Raw genomic sequence first — 20,604 nt, forward strand, 5'->3', positions numbered from 1 at the left:
GAGGCGCACTTCAGCCTTATGTGTTAGTCGATCCCAAATATTGAGGGCGGGGAACGTTCCCCGCCCTCAATACATGTCGTTTTGTTTCGCAGTGGACGCTCTTAAGAACGTCTACCGAACTTATTTAGAACCCTACTGGGGGGTCCGGAAGAAGAGCTGTTCCATCCCGTAGTCAAGCGCACGGTCGTAGGGGTAGCCCTCCTTGATAACGTTGCCAAGGTCGGCATTGTAGAGCGTCGGCACTGTCATCTTGCCTACTGGCCAGATGGTGGCGTAGTTATCGCCGAACCACTGCACCACGTTAGCCCACAGCGCTTCTCCTTCGGGAGTTTGTGGCGGGATTGTCTTGCGGGCCACATGGAGGTCGAAGAACTCCTGTAGGTAAGCGGGGGGTTGACGGCCGGAAGCACCCTGAGTGGCGATGTAGAGCGCCGACATCGGGGCCCAGTGGCCCTTGGCGCCCGGCAGGTAATCCTCGGAGATGCCGGGGGCCCAGATGGGTTCATCACTCCAGTGGATAGTCGACATTAGCTCGTTGGCGTCCATCCGCTGGCCGAACAGAGAGTTGCCGATTACATCGAAGGCAACGCGGATACCGACGTCCTCGAAGTAGACCTTGAGCAGCTCACCCAGGTTAATGAAGTCAGGTGAGATCTCGGCGGTGGTGATCACCATCTCGAAGCGGTCGCCGTTCGGGTCAGTGCGGAAGCCGTCAGCGTCGCGGCCGGTCATGCCGATCTCGTCGAGCAGCTCTCCAGCTGTTTCAGGATCGAACTCGACGTCCGTGTAGCCCTCCAGCTGGTAGTAGCCGAAGTACATGTTCTCGTTGACGTCTTCCTTGTCGATCGCCAGTGACAGCGCCTTGCCGAAGCGCGAATCGGAGACAAGCTGCTGCCAGGGGTTAGCAGTTATTCCTTCGGTCTCATAGCCGAAGTCGTGGTTGAGGAAGAGGATTGGCGGATTGTTGATCGAGCCGTGCAGAACCGTAGCGATGCCGGAGCGCTCAGCGTTCTCGGCGTAGAGCGGCATCTCCTTGAGCTGCGCGTAGGAAGTCATTACGTCGTAGTCACCAGCGATAGCCTTAAGAATGATGGTGGAGAGCTCGTTCGAGACTTCCGACTCGAGCCGGTCGACGTAAGGCAGCTGGGTGCCGTTGACGTCAACCTTCCAGTAGTAGGGGTTGCGAACCATGACTATGCCCGTGGTGTCGGCTGATTCAATGATCCAAGGGGCCAGGGTGGGCACACCGATGGCGTGCTCACGGAAGAACTCCCAGTGCGGCATGTCCTTCAGGATGACCAGGTTCTCCCAGGTGTCTATCTCCAGGTCGTCGAGTATCGGCTGGATGTCGTCCATGGAGCTGTAGTCGGCGTGGAACTGCTTTATGAAGTGGGCCGGCTTGAACAGCAGGGTGTAGTCGGGGATCCAGGAGGCGAGCTCCGCCAAGAACTGGCCATAGGGCTGGTCGAAGGTGATGGTGAAGCTCAGCTCGTCGTGTATGGTCAGCTCACCCACGCTTTGTGAGGGGTCACCCAGGGCATTAAGCTTGACCGGGATTGCCGGATAGATGCGCTCGTCGTGGTACAGCTCAAAGGTCATCCGCACGTCTTCGGTGGTGACGGGTTCGCCGTCGGACCACTTGAGGCCCTCGCGAATGGTGAGAGTGTACTCGCTGTAATCTTCGTTGATCTCGTAGCTACTGACGATGCCAGGTGCGGGATCCTTGGTGCTCTGGTCGGGCGCTCTAAGGATGGTCATGCCCAACGCCAAGAAGGCCTCGTGGATGGTGCCGTTAAGGTTAGGCAAGCGGATGGTGCCGCCGTAGTTGCCGGGTTCGAAGTCGAGCCACTTTTCGGAGTTGAGCACCCCAGGGCCGACGATGAACGGCTCGACCGGGACGCGGTCCGCGATGGGGGGCAGCTCGCCTGACGCAACATGGTCGGCGAACATGGGTACCTCATTTAAAGTGGCCGGAACGTCGTAACGTTGCGAGTCGACGACCGTCTGGGCCATCGTCAGCGTTACTACGAGCACCGTTACGATCGAGACAAGTAATCTTGTGAAGCTGGTTGACATTATATGCACCTTTCTTTTAGGAAACTCAGGAGGGTGAAATCTAGTTAATGGTCCAGTGGCACCTATTGTGGCTCCATCTAGCAGTGAACCAGCCTTTAGAGAATCTAGCCTCCTCATTAAGAACTTTAGTTGCCTAAATGTATTGGCACTCAGTATGTACATAGAAATAGATGTGAAGTCAATTAAAGGCTCGAGAGCCTTACGACAGCAATCAAGTGGAAATTTAAACCGGGGGCAGGAAGTTAGGATTTATCCGGGGGCGATATACTAGCGGAGGCTGGCGCCACGCGGAGCGCCAATGGCCCCGAGGGAGGCGCTATGGATCCTGTCGAGAATTACCGTGACGCGGTCACAAGCCGGGATCGGGAGGTTTACGGGCCAGCTGCGCTTGCACTCAGGCGCTGGATGGCGGCCAACGATCCACACTGGCCCCGCTACCATCTGCTCGGTCCCGAGAGCTGGACCAACGACGCCAATGGGCCGATCTACTACCAGGGGCGCTACCACATGTTCTACCAGTTCGACCCCATCGTCAACGGCCGCCAAAGTGCCCGCACTTGGGCCCACGCCGTCAGCGACGATCTGGTCCACTGGAAGGACTGGCCCGTCGCCCTATGGCCCGACACGCCCTACGACCGTAACGGCGTCTACTCCGGCAATACCTTCGTCCTCAACGACGGCAGCCTCGGCGCCCTCTACACCGGCAACGTCGATGGCCACCGCGAGACGTATGGGATCTTCGCCCGCAGTGCAGACGCCGGCCTCACCTGGACCAAGAAAAGCGTCATGGATGATAGTGAGCGGCCCAACCCCGATTCACCCGTCCACTGGGACGGCCAGGTGTGGCGCGATGGCGACCTCTGGCACCAGCTCATCGGCGGCACCACCGGAGGCAATGAGCCCCGTGGCGCCGCCTGGCTGTGGGCCTCGCCCAATCTCGAACACTGGACCCTTCAGGGGAACATAGCTCCAACCATCGAGAGCAACGGCTTCTGGGAGCTGCCCTACCTGATTCCACTGGGCGGCCGGCACGTACTGATGGTGGGGCAGGGCAACCCCTACTGGATCGGTAGTTACGACCGGAAAAAAACGCTCTTCACACCCGACGGTAAGGAACCCCACCAGTTCGACACAGGCAATTACTACGCCGTGAACCCCCACATGGTCGACGATAAGGGGCCCGCCGGGAGCGAGCGGAGGCTGTTACACGCCTGGGTCACTGGGCCGCCCTCAACCACGGATACTGTCCCCTACTGGCAGGGCGCCCTAGCGCTGCCGCGAGTGCTTACGCTCGAGGGCGATCGGGTGCGGCAGGAGCCAATCCCGGAGCTGCAGAGTCTGCGGGGCCGGCACCAACGGTTCGAGGGTTCAGTTATGACGGATCAGCTACGGAACATCCGGGGTGACGCCCTGGAACTCCGGGCGACCTTCATCAATAACGGCACGGACAGGTTCGGACTGAAGCTGCGGGTCTCCGACGACGGCAGCGACTTCGTCAGGGTGTTCTACGACCCGGACCGCAGAGACTTCGGCGTGGACGGTCCAACCGTGGAGCGCAATGCCCGAGATTTCCAGGAGGGTCTTTTGGGCGTCAAATTAGGGAGGCAGGCGTCGTTTCTCGAGCCGGGCGCACCCGTGACGCTGCACGTTTTCCTTGACCGATCGATTGTAGAGGTGTTCGTCAACGGCTGTGCCTATACCGCCCGTGCGTTCTCCGACCCCGCAGCTCTAGGGGTTGACCTCTGGTTCGAGCGCGACTCAGCTAAGCTCGACTCCCTAGACGTGTGGGAGCTGAGTTCCATCTGGGAGAACTGAAGCGGAGATCGGGGTCGAACGGAACGAAAAGACGGGAGCCAATGTCTGATCTGATGAGAATGAATGATTCACGTTTCAGTATCAGGTGTGAATCTGTACGGTGGCTCTTCTGTCCCAAGTTCGCTGAAATGGTTTTCAGCTAGTGCCTTGCGCGTCTTCTTTAACGTGTCAGCTATTGCTAGTAAATCTTGGTCATCAAGTGCCAGGCCGAGACGCTTTGTTTCAGAACGAAGCCATTCAAACGAAAGTTTATTTTCCATTAGAATCCTCTAATCCCGGTGGTTTTGCTTGATGCCACTCGGTGGCCAGTTCGTACGCGTGACCCACACGAAACATGGTTTTCTCTTGGAAAGGCTTTGCGATTATCTGTAGACCAATGGGCAGACCTTCACTGTCAAATCCACAGGGCATGGTAAGGGCTGGATAACCCGAAAGGTTGAAATGTCGGGTGGCCCAGCTAGTGTCAGGGGGGCCCTGAACCTGCGTATCTACCGTGAAGGCAGTGTGGGGCAGAGTGGGTGTGATAAAAGCATCTACTGTACTTAATCCCTTAAATAGTTCCGTATTCCAGGTTGCTCTTATTTGAGCAGCTTGTTCTACTTCAGCAGCGGTATAGAACGCCCCAGCGGCGATACGCCGGCGAGCTTTGGGGCCATATTCGGATCCGTAGGTTTTAAGGTTTTGAGCGTGCCGCCCAAAAGCCTCAGACATAACTAGCACGTTAGTTGGCGCCGCAAGATTGGCTGCTGAAGGTAGGATGATTTCATGAAGTTCCGCCCCTAGCTCTTCTAGCTGTCGCAAGGCCGCTAGGGTTGCCTGTTCTATCTCGGGCTGTAAATTCTCAAAGAAATAGGGTTTTGCGAAGCCGATGCGCATACCAGCCAAGTCTGGTTTAAGTTCTTCAGCGAAGCTTGGGACTGGTCTTTTGGAACTATTTGGATCGAGAGTATCAAAACCCGACATTGCTTCTAGTAAAAGAGCAGCATCTTTGATGGTTCGGGCCATTGGGCCGATGTTATCCATACTCCAGCTGAGTGGAATTAACCCGTGACGACTAACACGACCGTAGGTGGGCTTGACCCCTACGATGCCACACATTGAGGCTGGGGCGCGGATTGAGCCGCCAGTGTCAGAACCTGTTGCTGCAATAGCTAATCCGGCTGCAAGAGCTGCGGCGGAGCCTCCGCTTGAGGCCCCACTAAAACGCTCTGGATTCCAGGGGTTACGACTGGGTCCGTACACGTCCATATCACCACAGGCGAATTCAGTTGTGTTGGTCTTACCAAGCAAAATCATTCCCTTGCTAGCCAGTTTCGCTACTACGGTAGCGTCCTCGTTAGGGACGAAGTTGGTCAGAGTTTTGGAGTGAGCTGTAGTTCTAACGCCCTTAGTCCAAATGTTGTCCTTATGCACGATAGGTATACCGTGTAATGGATTGCTAGGTCCGTTCTCGAGAATATCTTTTTCAGCTTTAAGCGCTTCTTTCAATGCTGATTCTGAGCAGATAGTTATGTATGTGCCAAGTCGGGCGTTGAGTCGTTCTATATCGCTAATCAGAGCATTAACAATTTCTATAGGTGAGATCTGTCGACTGGCAATAAGACCGGCTAGCGAGGTCAAAGATTGGAAACCAAGGGTCCGTCTCATTCGTATAATCGCAGGCTCTGTCCCATTTTAGTGAGCATAATTAGTGCAGCCTTGGATCGAATACATCGCGTAGGCCGTCACCGAGTAGGTTCAGTGCCATAACTGTGACCATGATGGCCAGACCAGGGAAGAAAGTCAACCACCAAGCTAGCGACATGAAACCACGTCCTTGAGCCAGCATTAATCCCCATTCAGGAGTGGGTGCTTGGGCCCCAAGGCCGAGGAAGCTTAGAGCGCTTCCAGCGAGGATGGCTATGCCTGTACCAAGAGCGCCAATTACTATGTTGGGAGCAATGATGTTAGGGAGGATGTGGCGAAACATGATGATCCTATTAGGAGCACCAACGGCTTCAGCAGCTTGAACGTAGAGGTTTTCTTTTGCTGAGAGTACCTCTGCACGGGTTACTCGGGCATAGGCCGGGATTGAGGCGATACCGACAGCTATCATGGCATTGGTAAGTCCGGGTCCAAGGGCGAACACGAAGATCAAAGCTAGGATCAGTGAGGGAAATGCCAATAAGATGTCTACTATGCGCATTAGGACAGCTTCTATCCGTCCGCCTAGGTATCCGGCTAGGCTGCCGATGATCACGCCGAGCGACATCGCGATAGTGACGGCTACTAATCCTAGGCGGAGTGAGACTCGGGACCCGTAGATGATGCGTGACAACATGTCTCGTCCAAGAGTATCGGTTCCCATCCAGTGTTCTGCTGAGGGAGGTAGTAGGGTATCCCACGGCGCTATAGCTAGTGGGTCATAAGGGGCAATTGCAGGTGCGAAGACGGCACAGATGATGAGTAGTAACATCATTAACGCGCCAAGGGTTCCGCCACGATGTTGCAAAAATCGCCGTAGGAGCCTTCGGGCTGGGCTGTTGTTCCGGCGTCGTACTGCGGGGTCTTTTTGGGGGGCTGTAGTTGCGCTTGCTGTTATGTCTTCACCCCCTGTGAGACCTTAGTTCTTTGGAATTCGGTTTTCATGTGTAACGAATCCGAGGGTCTAGAAGGGAGTAAGAGAGATCTACGAGGAGATTGGCTAGAACAAAAGATAGTGCAGCTAACATCACGGCTCCCTGGACTAAAACAAAATCAAGGCTTTGGATGGCATCAGCGGCCATGAAGCCGATCCCTTGGCGACCAAAAACTGTTTCGACTACTACCGAACCACCGAGAAGAGCGCCGAATTGTAGGCCCACGATGGTTAGTACCGATGCCATCGAGTTCCGCATACCGTGTTTAACGATTACGGTGATACGTCTCAATCCCTTGGAGCTAGCGGTTCTCATGAAGTCGTTATTCATAACCTCTAAAAGACTTGATCGGGTCACTCGGGCGATAACGGCTATACCGCTAAACCCAAGAGTCACGGCCGGAAGGATGAGGTGATTGAATCCTCCAGTGCCTGCAGCAGGCAGCCAGCCCAAATGCAAGCTAAATAGCATGATTAGAAGCAAACCAAGCCAAAAATTCGGCATAGATACGCCAACAAGAGCTATTAACATCCCAATTGCGTCGGCCCAGGACCCACGCTTGATAGCAGATAAAACCCCGAGAGGTACTCCAAAAAGAAAAGCGATTCCGAGAGCGGAGAAGGTTAACTCGAGTGTGGCAGGTAGTTGGTTGCCAATTTGCTCTTTAACTGCGCGTTCTGTGACGATTGAGTCGCCTAAGTCAAATCGGACTAATTTGCTTACAAATCTCCCGTATTGCACTAGGAAAGGATCATCGAGGCCGTATTGGTCACGAAGACGTTGCAGCGTCTCGCCCGATGCCCCTGTTTCGGAAAGCATCCGGTCGACCGCGTCGCCAGGAATAACATAAAGTGCCCCAAACACTAAAAACGATACCCCAAAGACTACAGGGATTAGGATTAATAATCGGCGGATGATATAAGCCCACATGGAATGACTTCAGGAAATATTAGACATTGGACAAAATTCGTCCCAAGTTGGGGACAGGATAATTATCCTGTCCCCAAGCCGGGTAGCTTTTCTGGTAACTAACAAGGTCGAATTGACTCTATGCTAGTTCTTGGTGGCGTCGTAGAAGTAAGGCGCTTCACCGTAGACTTCGTACAGTTTGATGCCTTGGACTTCGTTGCGGAAAGCATTGATCTGCTGTTGGTAAACCGTCGGAATGACGATCGCTTCTTCAAGCATGATCGTTTGGACCTGTTCAATGATCCGACCACGCTCTGCCAGGTCAGCTTCGGTTTCAGCCGCAACTAGCAGTTCATCAACGTTAGCCATTGGGTAATGAGTGAAATTCCAACCACTGCCAATGTTTTCGCTGTGGAACAGAGTACGAAGGAAACCGCCGTCCTTAAAGATCCAGGTCAAGTGAGCGATATTGTGGTCGCCAGCCTGACGGGCTTTCTGGATAGCACCAGTATCGAGCTCGAGGATCTTAACATCCATGCCGATTGGCCGTAAGGTTGCTTGAAGAAGCTCGATTACACGAGTGGTTTCAGGGTTTGGGAAGCCGACGTACTGCAGTACCGCGTCGTTGCCATCTTTTTCGCGGATTCCATCTCCATTGGAGTCTGCCCAGCCAGCCTCATCAAGGAGGTTAGCAGCAGTTTCCAGGTTGAAGTCGTACATGTCGGAGAGATCAACGAAGCTTGGGTTGGGGGCAGACATTGCGGAACCAAGGTGGGGCTCCCAAGCGTTAAAGTAACCGACTCTACTGACGACGCTAGGGTCGACAGCGTGTTGCAGGGCTTTACGGACAGCAATATCATCAGTTGGTGATTTGGTGCCGTTAACGACTAGGATTACGCCGGTTCCAGGCAAAACCACACTCTCGACATAGATGTCGCTATTAGCTTCTAATTCAGCAACACTTTGTGGAGGAATGCGCATTGCAGCGTCTACTTCACCAGTAGTTACTGCGATGACGCGTGACTGGTTCTCCGGGATTGTACGGAAGACTATACCTTCGATGTGAGCTGGCCCACTGTGTTGCGCGCGGGGGTACTCCCAGGCGTAGTCGTCGTTGCGTGCGAGAACTATACGGTCGCGCTCGATCCATTCGACAAAGCGGAAAGGTCCAGTACCAACTGGTGCCCGAGCAAAACCTTCGGGGTCAGCTTCAAGTGCGGTGGGTGAGTGGGGTCCGCCAGCTCGCCAATCAGAAAGTCCAAACCAGAATGCTGGGTGGGGATCAGCGAAAGTCACGCGGGCGGTAAGGTTATCGATAATTTCGGTGCCTTGGTAAGAAGCTAGATCACCGATTGCCGCGCGACTCTTAGTATCAGGATTGACGATCCTGTCAAAGTTGTATTGGACTGCAGCGGCATTGAGTGGAGTGCCGTCGTGGAATGTTACACCGTCGCGAAGTTTAATGGTGTAAGTGCGTGCGTCGTCTGACATAGTGACTTCTTCAGCTAGCCACGGCAGGTACTCGCCATCCTCGGTGAGATAAAGGTACGTATCGAATATGTTGGAGGCAACCACGATGTCATAACGGGAAGAACCTTTATGTAAATCAAGCATGCCAGCTTCACGATTCACAGCATAGGTAATCGTTTGTGAAAAAACGAAGCTAATCCCGGATAAGACGACTAGGGCTGCTAAGACCGACAATAAAACATTTTTAAACCGCATTCTTTCAGCTCCCTTTCTAGAAAGTACTTAAGGCTAGAAACCTAAAGTTTGTTTGCACACTGCTAATTGGTGTGAGTGTTAGTACAGGGCACCTTAATAAGGTTCTGTACCTTTTTATTACTCCTTTCGTAATTGTAGAAGCCCCATTTTAGCATTTCCTTCTTAATGAGTCACCTTTCACGCTAAATTTGGTTCTTGTTACCAGGAAGTTGCTGAGAAGGAATTAAGTAATTTAAGGGTATTTTGAAGATCTCGCTCGTCAACGGTTTCAATAGGACTGTGAGTATAGCGAGTCGGGTAGGCCAGCATGGCAGTTGGAATATCATTGCTAATGAACTGTTTTCCGTCGCTCGAGAATTGTAAAAATACTAGGTGTTGCACAGGAATTTCATCGCGGTCTGCTACGGATGCAAGCCGACTGAGGATGTGGCGATCGTAGTGGACCGCAACGTCTTTGTGCCCAAGTAGCGGGCCTCGACCTAATTCAGAGGGGACATGTAGAGTTCCGACCCCAGGAATGTCGCCGGCAAGACCAACCTCCATTGCGATGGCAAGGTCGTAGCCTTGGACAGCTCCTGCACCAACCATTCCGACTTCTTCTTGGACGGTTGAAGCGAACCAAAGTTCGTATTGAAGGGCGTCTCTATCTAAGGTATCGAGCCAGTGTGTCATGATCGCTAAAGACGCCCTATCGTCCATTGCTTTACCGACAATGTTGTGTCCCACCCGCCGGGGTGTCACGTCGGCGACTACTGGGTTACCAGGGTGTACACCCCAGGAGAGCGCTTCATCCTTATTACGGGCTCCTATGTCTAGAAAAATATCAGCCCAATCTATACTGTTATTGGCTCGCTTTTCTTTGGTCATTACGTGGCCTGTGATGGTACCGACCGTACCCGGAATATTTCCCTTTGGAGTCATTACTTGGCATGGTTGAGCGACGAATGCATGATGGGGCGGATTCAGTTCACTGCCGCCTGTACCTGAGGTGAGTCGAAGATGGCCGTGATCGTCAATACTCTTAACTCGGAAACTGATTTCGTCTACGTGTGCTGCTATGAGTAGCTTTTTGCCACTACCCCCGACGCGAGCGAAGAGGTTGTTTATGCGGTCTCGACTAGTTTCGCATCCAGCCTCGCGCCATCGTTTCTCCAACCAGTCCTGGGCATCATCTTCGTACCCTGAAGGACCCAGCATTTCGGTCAGCGTTTTGACTAGCTCGAATAGTTTCGGGTCGTATTCTTTGTTGCGTGTTTGATTAGCCACCGATCCATCCTCCCCAAGCAGGTTGCCATAACTCTACAAGTGTGTTGTAGGCAGCGTATGCGGTTTCCATATCTTCGCTCTTGTATTCGACTGTGTCATCATCAACCAAAGTTACGCCAGATGCGCGGGCAGCTGATTCGGCCGATCCTGATTCTTTGAATTGGAGTCGAGTGACAACGGGGTTAGTGACTGGGAATGGTTTAACCTGCGGAGCCTTTTTTACTGCTATCGCGGCGCCCTGTCTAATCAGGTTTCTGGCTCTTTCAGGATGTAGGCATTGGGCACTGTAGCGCCCAATGGCTTCTTTAACTACGACTCCCTCAATCTCATTTAGTTCGGCTTGAGCCTCGGCTATGGTTTTGTCATCTCCAGTTACAAGCGTTATCGGAACACCGAAGTGGCCTGCTAGGCGGGCGTTAAGGCCTATTTCCCCTACTAGGTGACTGTTGATCCATAGGTTAGCTACAGCCTGTCCATTGGTCGTGTGGCTAATTACGCCTGCTGAACCGTGACGGGTGTGATACCCAACCATCAAAACAGCGTCAAAGGATGAATCTAGTCCTTCGAGTTGACCAAGGCGGCGGGGTGAGCCGATGATGACTTCAGCACGTGGATCTAGGTCTTCCAGAACAAAATTTCTCATTCCGTTCCCACCGTGTGAATCACTAATGAGTACGTGTGTTGCTCCGCCTTCGAAAGCTCCGCGGATAGCTGCATCAGCCTCGCCCGTCATGAGTCGGCGAGCTGTCTCGTAGTCATAACCCTTAGGGTTTGTGTGTTCACGGTGTAGGACCCCAGAGCACCCCTCCATGTCCACCGAGATGTAAACGCGCATTCCTTAATCTCCTTTCGCGAGCAGGCTCAAAAGCTTAAGCACCGATACTGGCAAAGGTTTGAAAGTCACGTGGATCGGGCAAACGGGCACTCCCGTTTTGGACGGTTGCTTGGCCGTTCGTGAATACTGTTTCCACCTTTTCGATTACAGAGAGGTCAGCTTCTAGGTCGCCATCTAGGATGACCACATCGGCCTGAAGTCCCGATTTAAGACTACCTGTCTGGTCGTCGATGCGTAGGCACCGTGCAGAGTTATGAGTGGCGGCTTGAAGTACTTGCTCTTTGGTGTCGAAAATCCCGAACTCGAGTAGCGATTCCATTTCTGCGAGGATGGCATCATGTGGTACTACAGGGCTGCCTGAATCGGTTCCGAATCCGAATGGTACGCCTGCTTTTCTGGCTCGTACCAGCCCCTCGTTTCTACCGCTGTTAGCAAGTTGATTCTTACGTCGTTCGATCACGCTGTCTTTCATTCCCCATTCGGCTCCGTTACGAGCTTGTAGCACTACGGGTGACAGAGTTGGCACAATCCAAATTCCTTGTTCTACGATTTGGCTCAGAAGCTCTTCCGAATAGTTGCCGCCGTGCTCAATGCAATCAACACCAGCTCTTACGGCTCGGTCAGCCCAATCACCTGCGTCGGTAGTTGCTGGCAGGCCTTCCTCGTGAGCTTGTGCTACCGCAGCATCAATTTCTTCTTGGCTGTAACTGTGGGCCATTACTTTGATCCAATCGGCTCCAGCTCGGGCCTGTTCACGCACTGCCCGCCGGACCTCGTCGACGCCGTCCGCCTGGCGGTTTCCCCACCATATGTGACCTCCAGTGCGACAGACTGCTCTACCACAGGCATAAACAGTTGGCCCTGGCAGGAGTCCGTCTTGAACTGCTTGGCGGGCATAAAGACCCGTGTCGTGACCACAACCGACATTGCGGAATGTGGTGACGCCCGCCTCAACAGCGGCCTTGAGTCCACGGGCCACTTTTAAATAGGCCATTGGACCGTCATGTCGCGTCTGAGCTTCGAGGTCAGAAAAGCCGTCCCAACCCAAGTGCCCGTGCAAGTTCATTAGTCCCGGGATAAGGGTTTTCCCGGTAGCGTCAAGGACGGTGTCGTTTGTTTCGTTGGGTCCACCATCTACACTAGAGATTGTTTTGCCTTCGATGCAGATACTGCCGTTTTGAACAAAACGGCCCTCCCGACTGTCGAAGCGCTTACCGCCGCGGATAATCGTGGCCATCTGTTGCTCCTTTCTTAACTCTTTTCTTATCTAGGTGTATTTTTTGGTGCGCTGAGCATTTGCCTGACGCACGTATTGTTTTCGAGGGGCTCATGCTACCATGTGCGTTTTCCGGGGTTTAAATTACGACATTTAAGAATTCCCCGGCCTTCCAGTAGGTGGGGGTTTTATGGGTTTTGAAAGTCGGCCAATTACTTTGTTAAATTCCAACAATCCCATATTTAATAACTGTGAACCTGAACGGTTCTGTGAATCATCAATAAGCACCAAAAAATGTCAATAAAAAAGGTGGTGTAATTAGTAGATTACTGATTCTTGCTTGGGGTTTCAGCGAAAAACGGATTTTTCATTACCTTAGTTGCAGTTTTCAAGCTCTCCATCACAGTGAGCATCTGGATCGTGAGAGACAAATTAGACTTGTCCCTCACGATCTATCTGTTAGTCCCGTCTCAGGTTTTTCTTATTGGAAAAGCTGGTGGGTAGAGGTCATCAATATTACGGCCTTCAGGGTCTCGAGCTTCGAGCTCTAGTTTGTATCTTTGCCAAGCTTGATGGGCGTCATGTTGTAGTTGAGCTTCAGCGAGCCCAACTACGTGGCTGTTTTCAACAACGGTCCGACCGTCGACCACCACTGTTTCAGTATCTACACCATTAGCGTAGTGAATCAAAGCCGTTATGGGGTCATCCACCACACCAATGTGTAGTCCCCGCAAATCAAACACTGAAATATCTGCACGAGCACCTGCAACTAGTCGGCCAATATCGCTACGTCCCAAAGCCTTTGCTCCACCTAGAGTGGCAGAATTGAATACTTCAGCAGCATTTCACGAGGTAGGGTCAGCGTCAGCAACTTTGGACATGGTTGTAACCATGCGCATTTCCGCTACTAGATCAGGGGGGACTGTGTCAGTACCCAGCGCGACATTAACGCCTGCGTCAACGTAACGTTGGAATGAGCGAAGAAAAATCCCTTGTCGAGAGAAGACCACAGGTGTGTGTCCTACGTTCGTACCTGAATCTGCCAGGAGTTTGAGGTCATCCTCGTACTGGCCTTCACCAATTTCTGGGTGGCCACGAAGATAGATCGCATGTGTAAGTGTCAATTCTGGACCTAGAACTTCAAGATTAGCCAGGCGTTCTACAGGACTCATGCCTAATTCCTTAAGGTTACTGATTGTTTCGTGAGGGTACTGTGCAAAATGAGAACGAACCGGAACTCCTAGCTCACGGGCTGTGGAGCTTGCAGCTTTGAACAGCTCATCTGAACAGGTCTCGCTAGTGTAGGGGAAAAGGAAACCCTTAAGCGTGTCATCGTTAAGGCCACGAAGTTCTTCGATGAGGGCGACGGCACGTTCTAACCCCTCGAGGCCCTCTTTTGGGTTGGGAATCACGTGGGTTTTCCCATTTTCTTCAAAGCGGCTATGGTCCTGAAAATTATGCGCCAAGTAGGCGCGAGCACCAAGTTCTCGGGAGGCCTCGGCCAGCAGTTTTGGTTCGATTTCGGGATCGGCGTAGCGTTTGCTGGCCATCGTAGTTACGTTGCAAAAAGTTGTAGAGCCATGTCGCAGTAATCCCGCCACTGCGAATCGAGCGGAAGTACGGTAATCTGCTTCGTCCCAAACCAACTTTTTACTTTCGAACCAGGCTCTCGACTTTGGAAAGCCAACCTTACCCACGTCTATTCGGAGTGGTTGCAGGTCGATGTTGCCTATGCAGTGTAAATTAATGAGGCCTGGTGAAATAAGACGACCTTCCGCTTGGATGGTTCTGGATACTTTTGGGCAAGATGGATCGTTAGGGAAGCCTACGAAAGTAATGGTGTTACCTTCGTAAACTACACATCCACCATCTAGAATTTCATGATTTTTGCCGTCAAAAGCAACTACGAAGCCACCCTGGATTTTAACGCTCATAAGCTCACACTCCGTTTTCTTATAGGCTTCGCGAGAACGATGCTAGCCGGTCTAGGCCTTCTTCGATAAGGGGTGATTTTTGCATCAATGAACCTCGCATAATGGTGGGTCCTGCGTTCCCCATCAAGACTTTTCCCTCTTCACGAAGTCGGTTTGAGAACTCTGCAGCTGAGAGGCCGGTGTCAGAAATGTCGAAAGCAACGTAGTAGGCGCCTTGCAGCTCACAGTAAGGAAAGCCCATCTGGTCCAGGGCCGTTGTCCAAACCCCACGCCTACGTTCGTATTCTTGAAGGATAGGTTCAAACCAGTCACGAGGGTGCTCGAGTGCGACTGTGGCCCCAGCCTGCGCTACTGATGTAGCACAAATAGTCATAGCGTGATGGAAAGGCATGAACGCGTCGATCAATTCCTCGCGCGCAGCAACGTACCCAACTCTCAGGCCCGTAAGTGCATAACCTTTGGACAGGCTATTAAGGACAATAGTGCGCTCTCGCATTCCGGGAAATGATGCAAGACTCACGTGTTTGTGTTCTCCATAAACGTAATGTTCGTAAATTTCATCAGATAACACTAGAAGATTATTTCTAACTGCCACTTCAGCTATTCCCCGTAATGTTTCCTCTGGGATGACAGTGCCCGTTGGATTGCATGGCGTAACAATAATAAGCATGCGTGTTTTTGGCGTGATTGATGCTTCTAGGGCATCAGGGTCAATAGTGAAGTTCGAATCGATAGTGGTTGGTACTGTGACTAGTTCAGCTCCTAGCATCCTAGCTACGTCCGAGTAATTGCCGTAGTGCGGAGTGGGAATCAGTGCGTTTTCACCTGGGTCGAGCGTCCCCATCAATACTGAGACAAGTGCCTCCTGAGCTCCGCTGGTAACCATAATTTCATTGTCTGGATTAAAAGTGAGCTGGTTCTCTCGTTTAAGTTTCGTGGCGGCCGCTTGCCGCAATTCAGGGGATCCTGCCCAGGCTGTGTAAGAAGCTTTTTTTGCGTCAATTGCTTCTCGCATTGCTTCGAAGATGAATTCTGGTGGTTCGAAGTCGGGGGTACCGCTGCTAAGACCAATCAATCCCGGTACGGCGACTGATGTCTGGCGTCCTAGGGGTATAGTCTTCACGCGTTGGGCAATATGTTTGGTTATATCCATAATGTCTCCTCCTTAAAGATCTATCCAGCGACGCTCAGTCGAGGAGCGTCTGACGGCATCCATTACTTCTTGGCAACGTAGACCATCCTCAAACGTTGCACCCCAATTGAGATTACGGTGTTCACTAATTGCACTAATCAGTTCCCGCATCAAACTTACAACTGATACGTTCCAAATACCGGAGCCAACACCTTCAAGTCCTTCGTTAGGATCGGAGACGGATTGGTCTTGGAAATCCTCTCCAGCTTTTGCCACTAAGAGCTTCTCGTCGTTGTCAGAGAGAAAAATCGTTCCCTCACTGCCGAAGATTTGTGTTGAGCTACCAACACCATGTCGGGCTGCGCCGCTGATCAAGACAGTGGCGAGTGCACCAGATTCCATTTTTAGCGTGAAACGGGTGAAATCATCGGCTGTCGCCGTCCAGGCGTTACCGCTTGCTTTGTCGATTCGGTTAGGAACCATAGTCTCGACAACACCATTTGCAGAAACGACGTTGCCTAACCAAAAACGGATCAAGTCTATTTGGTGGGAACCACTTGCGCCCATACGCCCGCCGCCACGTTCTTCAAGCATCCACCAGTCACCCTCAGACTTTGAACTAGGGTCACTTAGGGCTGCTGAGATGTTGACGATGTTGAGGTGCTTAACTTTGCCAATAGCGCCGCCCTCAATCAGCTCTTGGATTTTACGGCGATTGGGGTTGAAGCGGAGTTCATGGTCAATCATGTGGATGCGGCCTAGTGAGTCTGCTTTTTCCAGCATGGCGGCTGACTCTTCAGAGTTCATCGCCATGGGCTTATCACACAACACATGAGCTCCTGATTCTAGTGCTGCTAGAGCCATTGGTGCGTGAGTGTCAGTTGGCGTAGCGATACATACTAAATCCAAATCATGGCTTGCCAGCATAGCCTGCCAATCGTCGTAGGCTTCTGGTACTCCGAACTCATCACCAGCAGATTTGGCACTCTCTAGCCTTTGACTGGCTATAGCCACGACTTCTGCCTCGTTTATAGTTGCCAATGCTGGTAGAAAAGCCGCCCGGGCGAAACTTGCTCCGATCACACCTACCTTAATACTCATGGTTGTTTCCTTCCTATACTCATATTTTGGCAGGCTGATCGATTTTGATCCTTCTGCCTTCACGCGCTGATTGTATGCACGCCTCAACCATTGCTAACGACCCTAGGTGGTCTTTGCCACTGCATTCGATTGGTGCTCCCTGCGAAGCCTGAAGAAATGCTGTCAGCAAACTACTCAGGTCAGTAACCCATGGTTCGGACGGCGGCAACTCTACTGGTGTGAGTTCTTTATCCATGCGCTTTGCTTGGTACAAGTCACCGAACATATCGCGTTGGACTATAACCCCGTTACTGCCATCTGTACGCCATTCGAAATTGAGTTCTTGCCAACCACCAACCCAGGTGCCTTGATAGTTAATTTCGAAGCCACCTTCGAATTCAAATAAGGCCGACACATTGGTGTCGTCTGCGTACATCGTCCAAGACGGGTTCCAGCTTCGGCAGTATACCGCTACTGCTTCCCGTTGGTATACAAAGCGCATTAGGTCGAAGTGGTGAATCGATTGTTCCCACAACATTGGTTGCAACATACTAATTGGATACCGATTGAGTCTTTGGGCGTGCCCGTTGCGCCAACGTTCGTAGGTGAAGCGACAGAATCCTAGTTGCCCAGCAGCATCTTTTTCTAGAAGACGTCGGTATTTCTGGGTAACTGGTAAGTACCGGAAGTTTAGGCCTATCATTAAAGGAATCCCCGCTTTCTCAGCCTGTTGAACATAGTCAATTGCGAGTTCAAGATTGAGGGCTAAAGGTTTCTCAACAAGTAAGGGTAGTCTATGTTTACAAGCTGCGGCGATATCCATTTCGCGGGAATCTGGAGGTGTTGCGAGAATAGTCGCATCGATGTCCTCTATGGTTTCGAGCGCCTCGGTTAGAGACGCGAATGATGGTTGATTCCCAAATCGATGTTGAGCTTGTTCTAGAGAGGTTGGGTCAGGATCAACGTAGCAAATCAAATCGCAGTCGGGATTGCGTTGGATCGTATCAGCCCAGGCGTGGCCGCGCGCTCCAAGTCCAGCCAAAACAAGGCGCAGTTTCTTCACAAGTCACCTGTCCTTGGGAGCTTAGTAAAGTAATCAGGGCTTAGGGCATCACAAGTGGATGGGGTTTTCCTAATGGGCCGATTCGTAGTGTCATCGTCGTTCTCAAGATGTCTTAATGAGTAGGGTAAAACCTTAATTTCTCCAGATGATAATGGTGCTTTATTACCGTTCATCTTTTCACGCTGAAAGGTTGACCTGTTAACGGCATAATAGGTTGTCAGGCTACCACTATTAATGGAGGTTTCGCTGATCGGAAGGGCTCTCCGTACGGGTCAATATTATTGACGTTTTAGGTCTGCGGTTGCCATCTGGTGGTAAGGGGTAATGACTGGACCACGCAAGATGGGATCGTCAACGTCTTCGAGCCATTTCAGAAGTAGGTCGTCTAGGTTTTCTCGCACTGCGCGATAGCATGGGTCTATCCCCAGATTATTTAGCTCTTGAGGGTCGGCAGCCAGGTCATACATTTCAACCACAGGGCGTTCCTGCAGGGGTCCTGTACCAGGGATATGTGATTTGAACCCTTCTTTTGGTGCTATTGGCATGCGACTCGGAGTGAAGTTCCTAATGAGTTTAAATTTATCACTCCGAACGCTACGCGATTCGGTCCATCGTTGAGCTGCGTGCATCATGCCGAAAGTAATTTCTCTGGCCGGTAAGGCTTTTTCGTCGCGGAAGAAAGAAGCAAAACTCTTGCCTTGTACATTCTCAGGAATTGGGAGGTTAGCTAAATCTAGGAGCGTTGGCAAAATATCAATATTGCTAGTTTGCCAGTTACACACTGTCCCACCACTTACCCCTCCTTCAGGCCAGCGCATTAGTAGAGCTGTTTTTAGTCCACCATCGTATAGCTGCCATTTACACCTGGGGAGTTCGACACCGTGATCGCTAGTGAAAACTACTATTGTATTTTTATCAAGGCCGGTAGAAGCAAGCTTCTTTAGTATTTGGCCAACAGCTTTGTCTAGGTAACTGATTGCTCCTTGGAGGCCCGAAATGTACTTATTGGTGATTGTTCCATGTGCCGAGTGTGACTTGATCTCAACGCCGTTGGAATCGTCTGGCTCAGCCCCACTCCAGTCAAATGGAGTGTGAGTTTCGAACATGCCGATTTGGGCATAAAACGGGGAGTCGGTGTCTTTGCATTCCTCTAAGAATTCGGTAACGGCTTCAGCAGTTTCAACGGCTGAAACGATTCGTTCACCTGTGATCAAATGGAACCAACCAGATTCCTTTAGAGGTTGTTCCTGAAACCCAAGATTGTCATCAGGGGGTGCTTCGTGTTGGTGGTTGAATAGAACGGTACGGTAGCCGTGTGAATGGAGGAGATGTGAAAGGTGCTTCTCGCCAGAGTTGAGTCGCCAGCTGTATGGTTCTTGGATAAGGCTCATCAGACCGTTGCTTTGAGGGTACCTACCCGTCATCATTGCGCCCCGACTTGGTGTGCAAACTGGGGATGTACAGTATGCGTTTGAGAATAAATATCCGTCGTTAGCAAAGGCATCAAGGTGGGGAGTGTTCAATGTAGGGTGTTGGTAACAACCGAGCCAATCTCCCATGTCGTGACTAGTTATGAAAATGATATTAGGTTGTCCCACAAATTCCTCCCGCTCTTCTAGTACTGGATATACGTTACCAGTGGTGGCTTAAAAAGACCCTGGTTTGATCCAATAGTTTTGCCATCTAGCCAGTGGTATCGACAGCAACTATTGCCCGGAAGTAATTCACTGTTTAATGCGCTTAGGCCATGGTGCGTTCCAGGCAATTGTAGGACTTTTCTCTTAAAAAATTGTATACAGGGGTGTGTTCCAAGCGAATCAGAGATTTAGGATCCCGGTCCAGGGAAGTCCTTATGACACTTTGGAGGAGTCACAGTGGAAAACACCCAAGTTTGCCTAAAAAGTCACCCGCAAGGAATGGTTGATCTAGCTGATTTTGAGTTACGTACCGTTCCAACGCCGACTCCTCGAGAAGGTCAGTTGCTAATTAAGAACCTATTCTTATCAGTTGACCCTTACATGCGGGGACGAATGAATGCAGCCAAGACTTACGCTGCTAACTTCCCTGTAGGTGAGGTTATTCCGGGAAGGACTGTTGGACAAGTGGTTTCCTCCCGCCATCCGGTATTTGCAGAGGGTGACACCGTTCTCACAGGTTTAGGTTGGGAGAACTTCTCGCTATCGGATGGGGATGGCCTTCGTAAGTTACCTGCAGACGCGGAACACCTCTCAACCTACTTAGGTGTTCTTGGTATGCCTGGCTTTACCGGTTACTACGGGTTACTACACGTTGGAAAACCAAAACCTGGCGAAACGGTTTACGTTTCTGGAGCTGCTGGGGCTGTTGGCAGCGTAGTTGGCCATATTGCGAAGCTCGCAGGTTGCCGCGTCGTTGGCAGTGCTGGTGGGCCAAACAAGGTTGCGCACCTACGGGAACTTGGTTTCGACGAGACTATCGATTATCGGGTGGCCGGAAATATGCGCCACGCGGTTGCAAAGGCATGTCCCGAGGGGATAGATGTTTATTTCGATAATGTAGGTGGTGATACGTTAGAGGCGGCAATCGCTAACATGAACCAATACGGCCGTATCGTTGCTTGCGGTGGGATTTCGCTCTATAACGATGCCGAGCCGAGACCAGGACCCAACAACATGTTCCTTGTCATTGGACGCCGCCTTACGATCCAAGGTTTCATTGTAAGTGATCACGTGCAGCATCAGGAGGCCTTTGAACGTGACATGACACGGTGGTTGTCTGAAGGTCATGTACGTTTCGATGAGACGGTAAGTGAAGGCATTGAAAGTGCCCCCCAAGCTTTCATAAACTTGTTCACTGGCGAAAAATTAGGGAAACAGATTGTCAAACTAACTTAGCCTGAATTAGCAGTAGCGTTTTACGCACTATGGCTCGGAAGCCGGTATTTCCGGGTCCCGAT

Annotated in this window: 17 protein-coding genes; 2 read left to right on the forward strand and 15 right to left on the reverse strand. The window is 51.6% G+C overall.

What is annotated here, in order from left to right:
* Positions 1-132: 132 nt before the first annotated feature.
* The gene (locus tag CMO31_03865; protein MAZ53136.1) at positions 133-2,238 is read right to left on the reverse strand and encodes a hypothetical protein; all 2,106 of its coding nucleotides are present in this window, start codon (positions 2,236-2,238) and stop codon (positions 133-135) included.
* Positions 2,239-2,394: 156 nt separating this feature from the next.
* Between CMO31_03865 and CMO31_03870 the strand changes: the two genes are divergently transcribed.
* The gene (locus CMO31_03870) at positions 2,395-3,891 is read left to right on the forward strand and encodes a hypothetical protein (protein ID MAZ53137.1); all 1,497 of its coding nucleotides are present in this window, start codon (positions 2,395-2,397) and stop codon (positions 3,889-3,891) included.
* Between the two features lie 68 nt (positions 3,892-3,959).
* Here the strand turns inward: CMO31_03870 and CMO31_03875 are convergent, their stop codons facing one another.
* The 14 genes from CMO31_03875 to CMO31_03940 form a co-directional block, all read right to left on the reverse strand.
* Positions 3,960-4,151 (reverse strand): hypothetical protein, encoded by a 192-nt coding sequence (locus CMO31_03875; protein MAZ53138.1) that lies wholly within the window; start codon positions 4,149-4,151, stop codon positions 3,960-3,962.
* Complete coding sequence (locus CMO31_03880) at positions 4,141-5,538, reverse strand: Asp-tRNA(Asn)/Glu-tRNA(Gln) amidotransferase GatCAB subunit A (GenBank protein ID MAZ53139.1); 1,398 nt, start codon at positions 5,536-5,538, stop codon at positions 4,141-4,143. Before CMO31_03880 ends, CMO31_03875 begins: the two co-directional genes overlap by 11 nt.
* 40 nt (positions 5,539-5,578) lie before the next feature.
* Positions 5,579-6,472, reverse strand: coding sequence for a hypothetical protein (locus CMO31_03885; GenBank protein MAZ53140.1), 894 nt, complete (start codon positions 6,470-6,472; stop codon positions 5,579-5,581).
* A gap of 43 nt (positions 6,473-6,515) precedes the next feature.
* Positions 6,516-7,439 carry a peptide ABC transporter gene (locus tag CMO31_03890; GenBank protein MAZ53141.1) on the reverse strand — a complete coding sequence of 308 codons (924 nt, stop codon included), beginning with the start codon at positions 7,437-7,439 and terminating at the stop codon, positions 6,516-6,518.
* A gap of 123 nt (positions 7,440-7,562) precedes the next feature.
* Positions 7,563-9,143 (reverse strand): hypothetical protein, encoded by a 1,581-nt coding sequence (locus tag CMO31_03895; GenBank protein ID MAZ53142.1) that lies wholly within the window; start codon positions 9,141-9,143, stop codon positions 7,563-7,565.
* Between the two features lie 198 nt (positions 9,144-9,341).
* On the reverse strand, positions 9,342-10,409 hold the full coding sequence (locus CMO31_03900; GenBank protein MAZ53143.1) for an aminopeptidase: 1,068 nt from the start codon (positions 10,407-10,409) through the stop codon (positions 9,342-9,344).
* Positions 10,402-11,244, reverse strand: a complete 843-nt coding sequence (locus CMO31_03905) for a hypothetical protein (GenBank protein ID MAZ53144.1) — start codon at positions 11,242-11,244, stop codon at positions 10,402-10,404. The genes CMO31_03900 and CMO31_03905 overlap by 8 nt, the downstream gene beginning before the upstream one ends.
* Positions 11,245-11,278: 34 nt before the next feature.
* Complete coding sequence (locus CMO31_03910; protein MAZ53145.1) at positions 11,279-12,481, reverse strand: hypothetical protein; 1,203 nt, start codon at positions 12,479-12,481, stop codon at positions 11,279-11,281.
* Positions 12,482-12,930: 449 nt separating this feature from the next.
* A complete protein-coding gene (locus CMO31_03915; GenBank protein MAZ53146.1) occupies positions 12,931-13,257 on the reverse strand; it encodes a hypothetical protein in 327 nt (108 codons plus the stop codon).
* 48 nt (positions 13,258-13,305) lie between these two features.
* Positions 13,306-14,394 carry a hypothetical protein gene (locus CMO31_03920; GenBank protein ID MAZ53147.1) on the reverse strand — a complete coding sequence of 363 codons (1,089 nt, stop codon included), beginning with the start codon at positions 14,392-14,394 and terminating at the stop codon, positions 13,306-13,308.
* Positions 14,395-14,413: 19 nt separating this feature from the next.
* Positions 14,414-15,547, reverse strand: a complete 1,134-nt coding sequence (locus tag CMO31_03925) for a hypothetical protein (protein MAZ53148.1) — start codon at positions 15,545-15,547, stop codon at positions 14,414-14,416.
* 12 nt (positions 15,548-15,559) lie between these two features.
* Positions 15,560-16,621, reverse strand: coding sequence for an oxidoreductase (locus CMO31_03930; protein MAZ53149.1), 1,062 nt, complete (start codon positions 16,619-16,621; stop codon positions 15,560-15,562).
* Between the two features lie 25 nt (positions 16,622-16,646).
* Entirely contained in the window at positions 16,647-17,669 is a 1,023-nt protein-coding gene (locus CMO31_03935; protein MAZ53150.1) for an oxidoreductase, read from the reverse strand.
* Positions 17,670-17,947: 278 nt separating this feature from the next.
* On the reverse strand, positions 17,948-19,267 hold the full coding sequence (locus CMO31_03940) for a hypothetical protein (GenBank protein MAZ53151.1): 1,320 nt from the start codon (positions 19,265-19,267) through the stop codon (positions 17,948-17,950).
* 318 nt (positions 19,268-19,585) lie between these two features.
* Here CMO31_03940 and CMO31_03945 point away from each other — a divergent pair, with 318 nt between their 5' ends.
* Complete coding sequence (locus CMO31_03945; protein ID MAZ53152.1) at positions 19,586-20,542, forward strand: NADP-dependent oxidoreductase; 957 nt, start codon at positions 19,586-19,588, stop codon at positions 20,540-20,542.
* Positions 20,543-20,604: the final 62 nt, after the last annotated feature.

The organism is Trueperaceae bacterium (genome assembly GCA_002707365.1).
GTDB lineage: Bacteria > Deinococcota > Deinococci > Deinococcales > Trueperaceae > UBA6957.

What these genes read in the sequence shown, in the direction of transcription:
- CMO31_03865 (MAZ53136.1), bottom strand. Translation starts at nt 2,238, where the DNA reads ATGTACATACTGAGTGCCAATACATTTAGGCAACTAAAGTTCTTAATG.
- CMO31_03870 (MAZ53137.1), top strand. Translation starts at nt 2,395, where the DNA reads ATGGATCCTGTCGAGAATTACCGTGACGCGGTCACAAGCCGGGATCGG.
- CMO31_03875 (MAZ53138.1), bottom strand. Translation starts at nt 4,151, where the DNA reads ATGGAAAATAAACTTTCGTTTGAATGGCTTCGTTCTGAAACAAAGCGT.
- CMO31_03880 (MAZ53139.1), bottom strand. Translation starts at nt 5,538, where the DNA reads ATGAGACGGACCCTTGGTTTCCAATCTTTGACCTCGCTAGCCGGTCTT.
- CMO31_03890 (MAZ53141.1), bottom strand. Translation starts at nt 7,439, where the DNA reads ATGTGGGCTTATATCATCCGCCGATTATTAATCCTAATCCCTGTAGTC.
- CMO31_03895 (MAZ53142.1), bottom strand. Translation starts at nt 9,143, where the DNA reads ATGCGGTTTAAAAATGTTTTATTGTCGGTCTTAGCAGCCCTAGTCGTC.
- CMO31_03905 (MAZ53144.1), bottom strand. Translation starts at nt 11,244, where the DNA reads ATGCGCGTTTACATCTCGGTGGACATGGAGGGGTGCTCTGGGGTCCTA.
- CMO31_03910 (MAZ53145.1), bottom strand. Translation starts at nt 12,481, where the DNA reads ATGGCCACGATTATCCGCGGCGGTAAGCGCTTCGACAGTCGGGAGGGC.
- CMO31_03920 (MAZ53147.1), bottom strand. Translation starts at nt 14,394, where the DNA reads ATGAGCGTTAAAATCCAGGGTGGCTTCGTAGTTGCTTTTGACGGCAAA.
- CMO31_03925 (MAZ53148.1), bottom strand. Translation starts at nt 15,547, where the DNA reads ATGGATATAACCAAACATATTGCCCAACGCGTGAAGACTATACCCCTA.
- CMO31_03945 (MAZ53152.1), top strand. Translation starts at nt 19,586, where the DNA reads ATGGTTGATCTAGCTGATTTTGAGTTACGTACCGTTCCAACGCCGACT.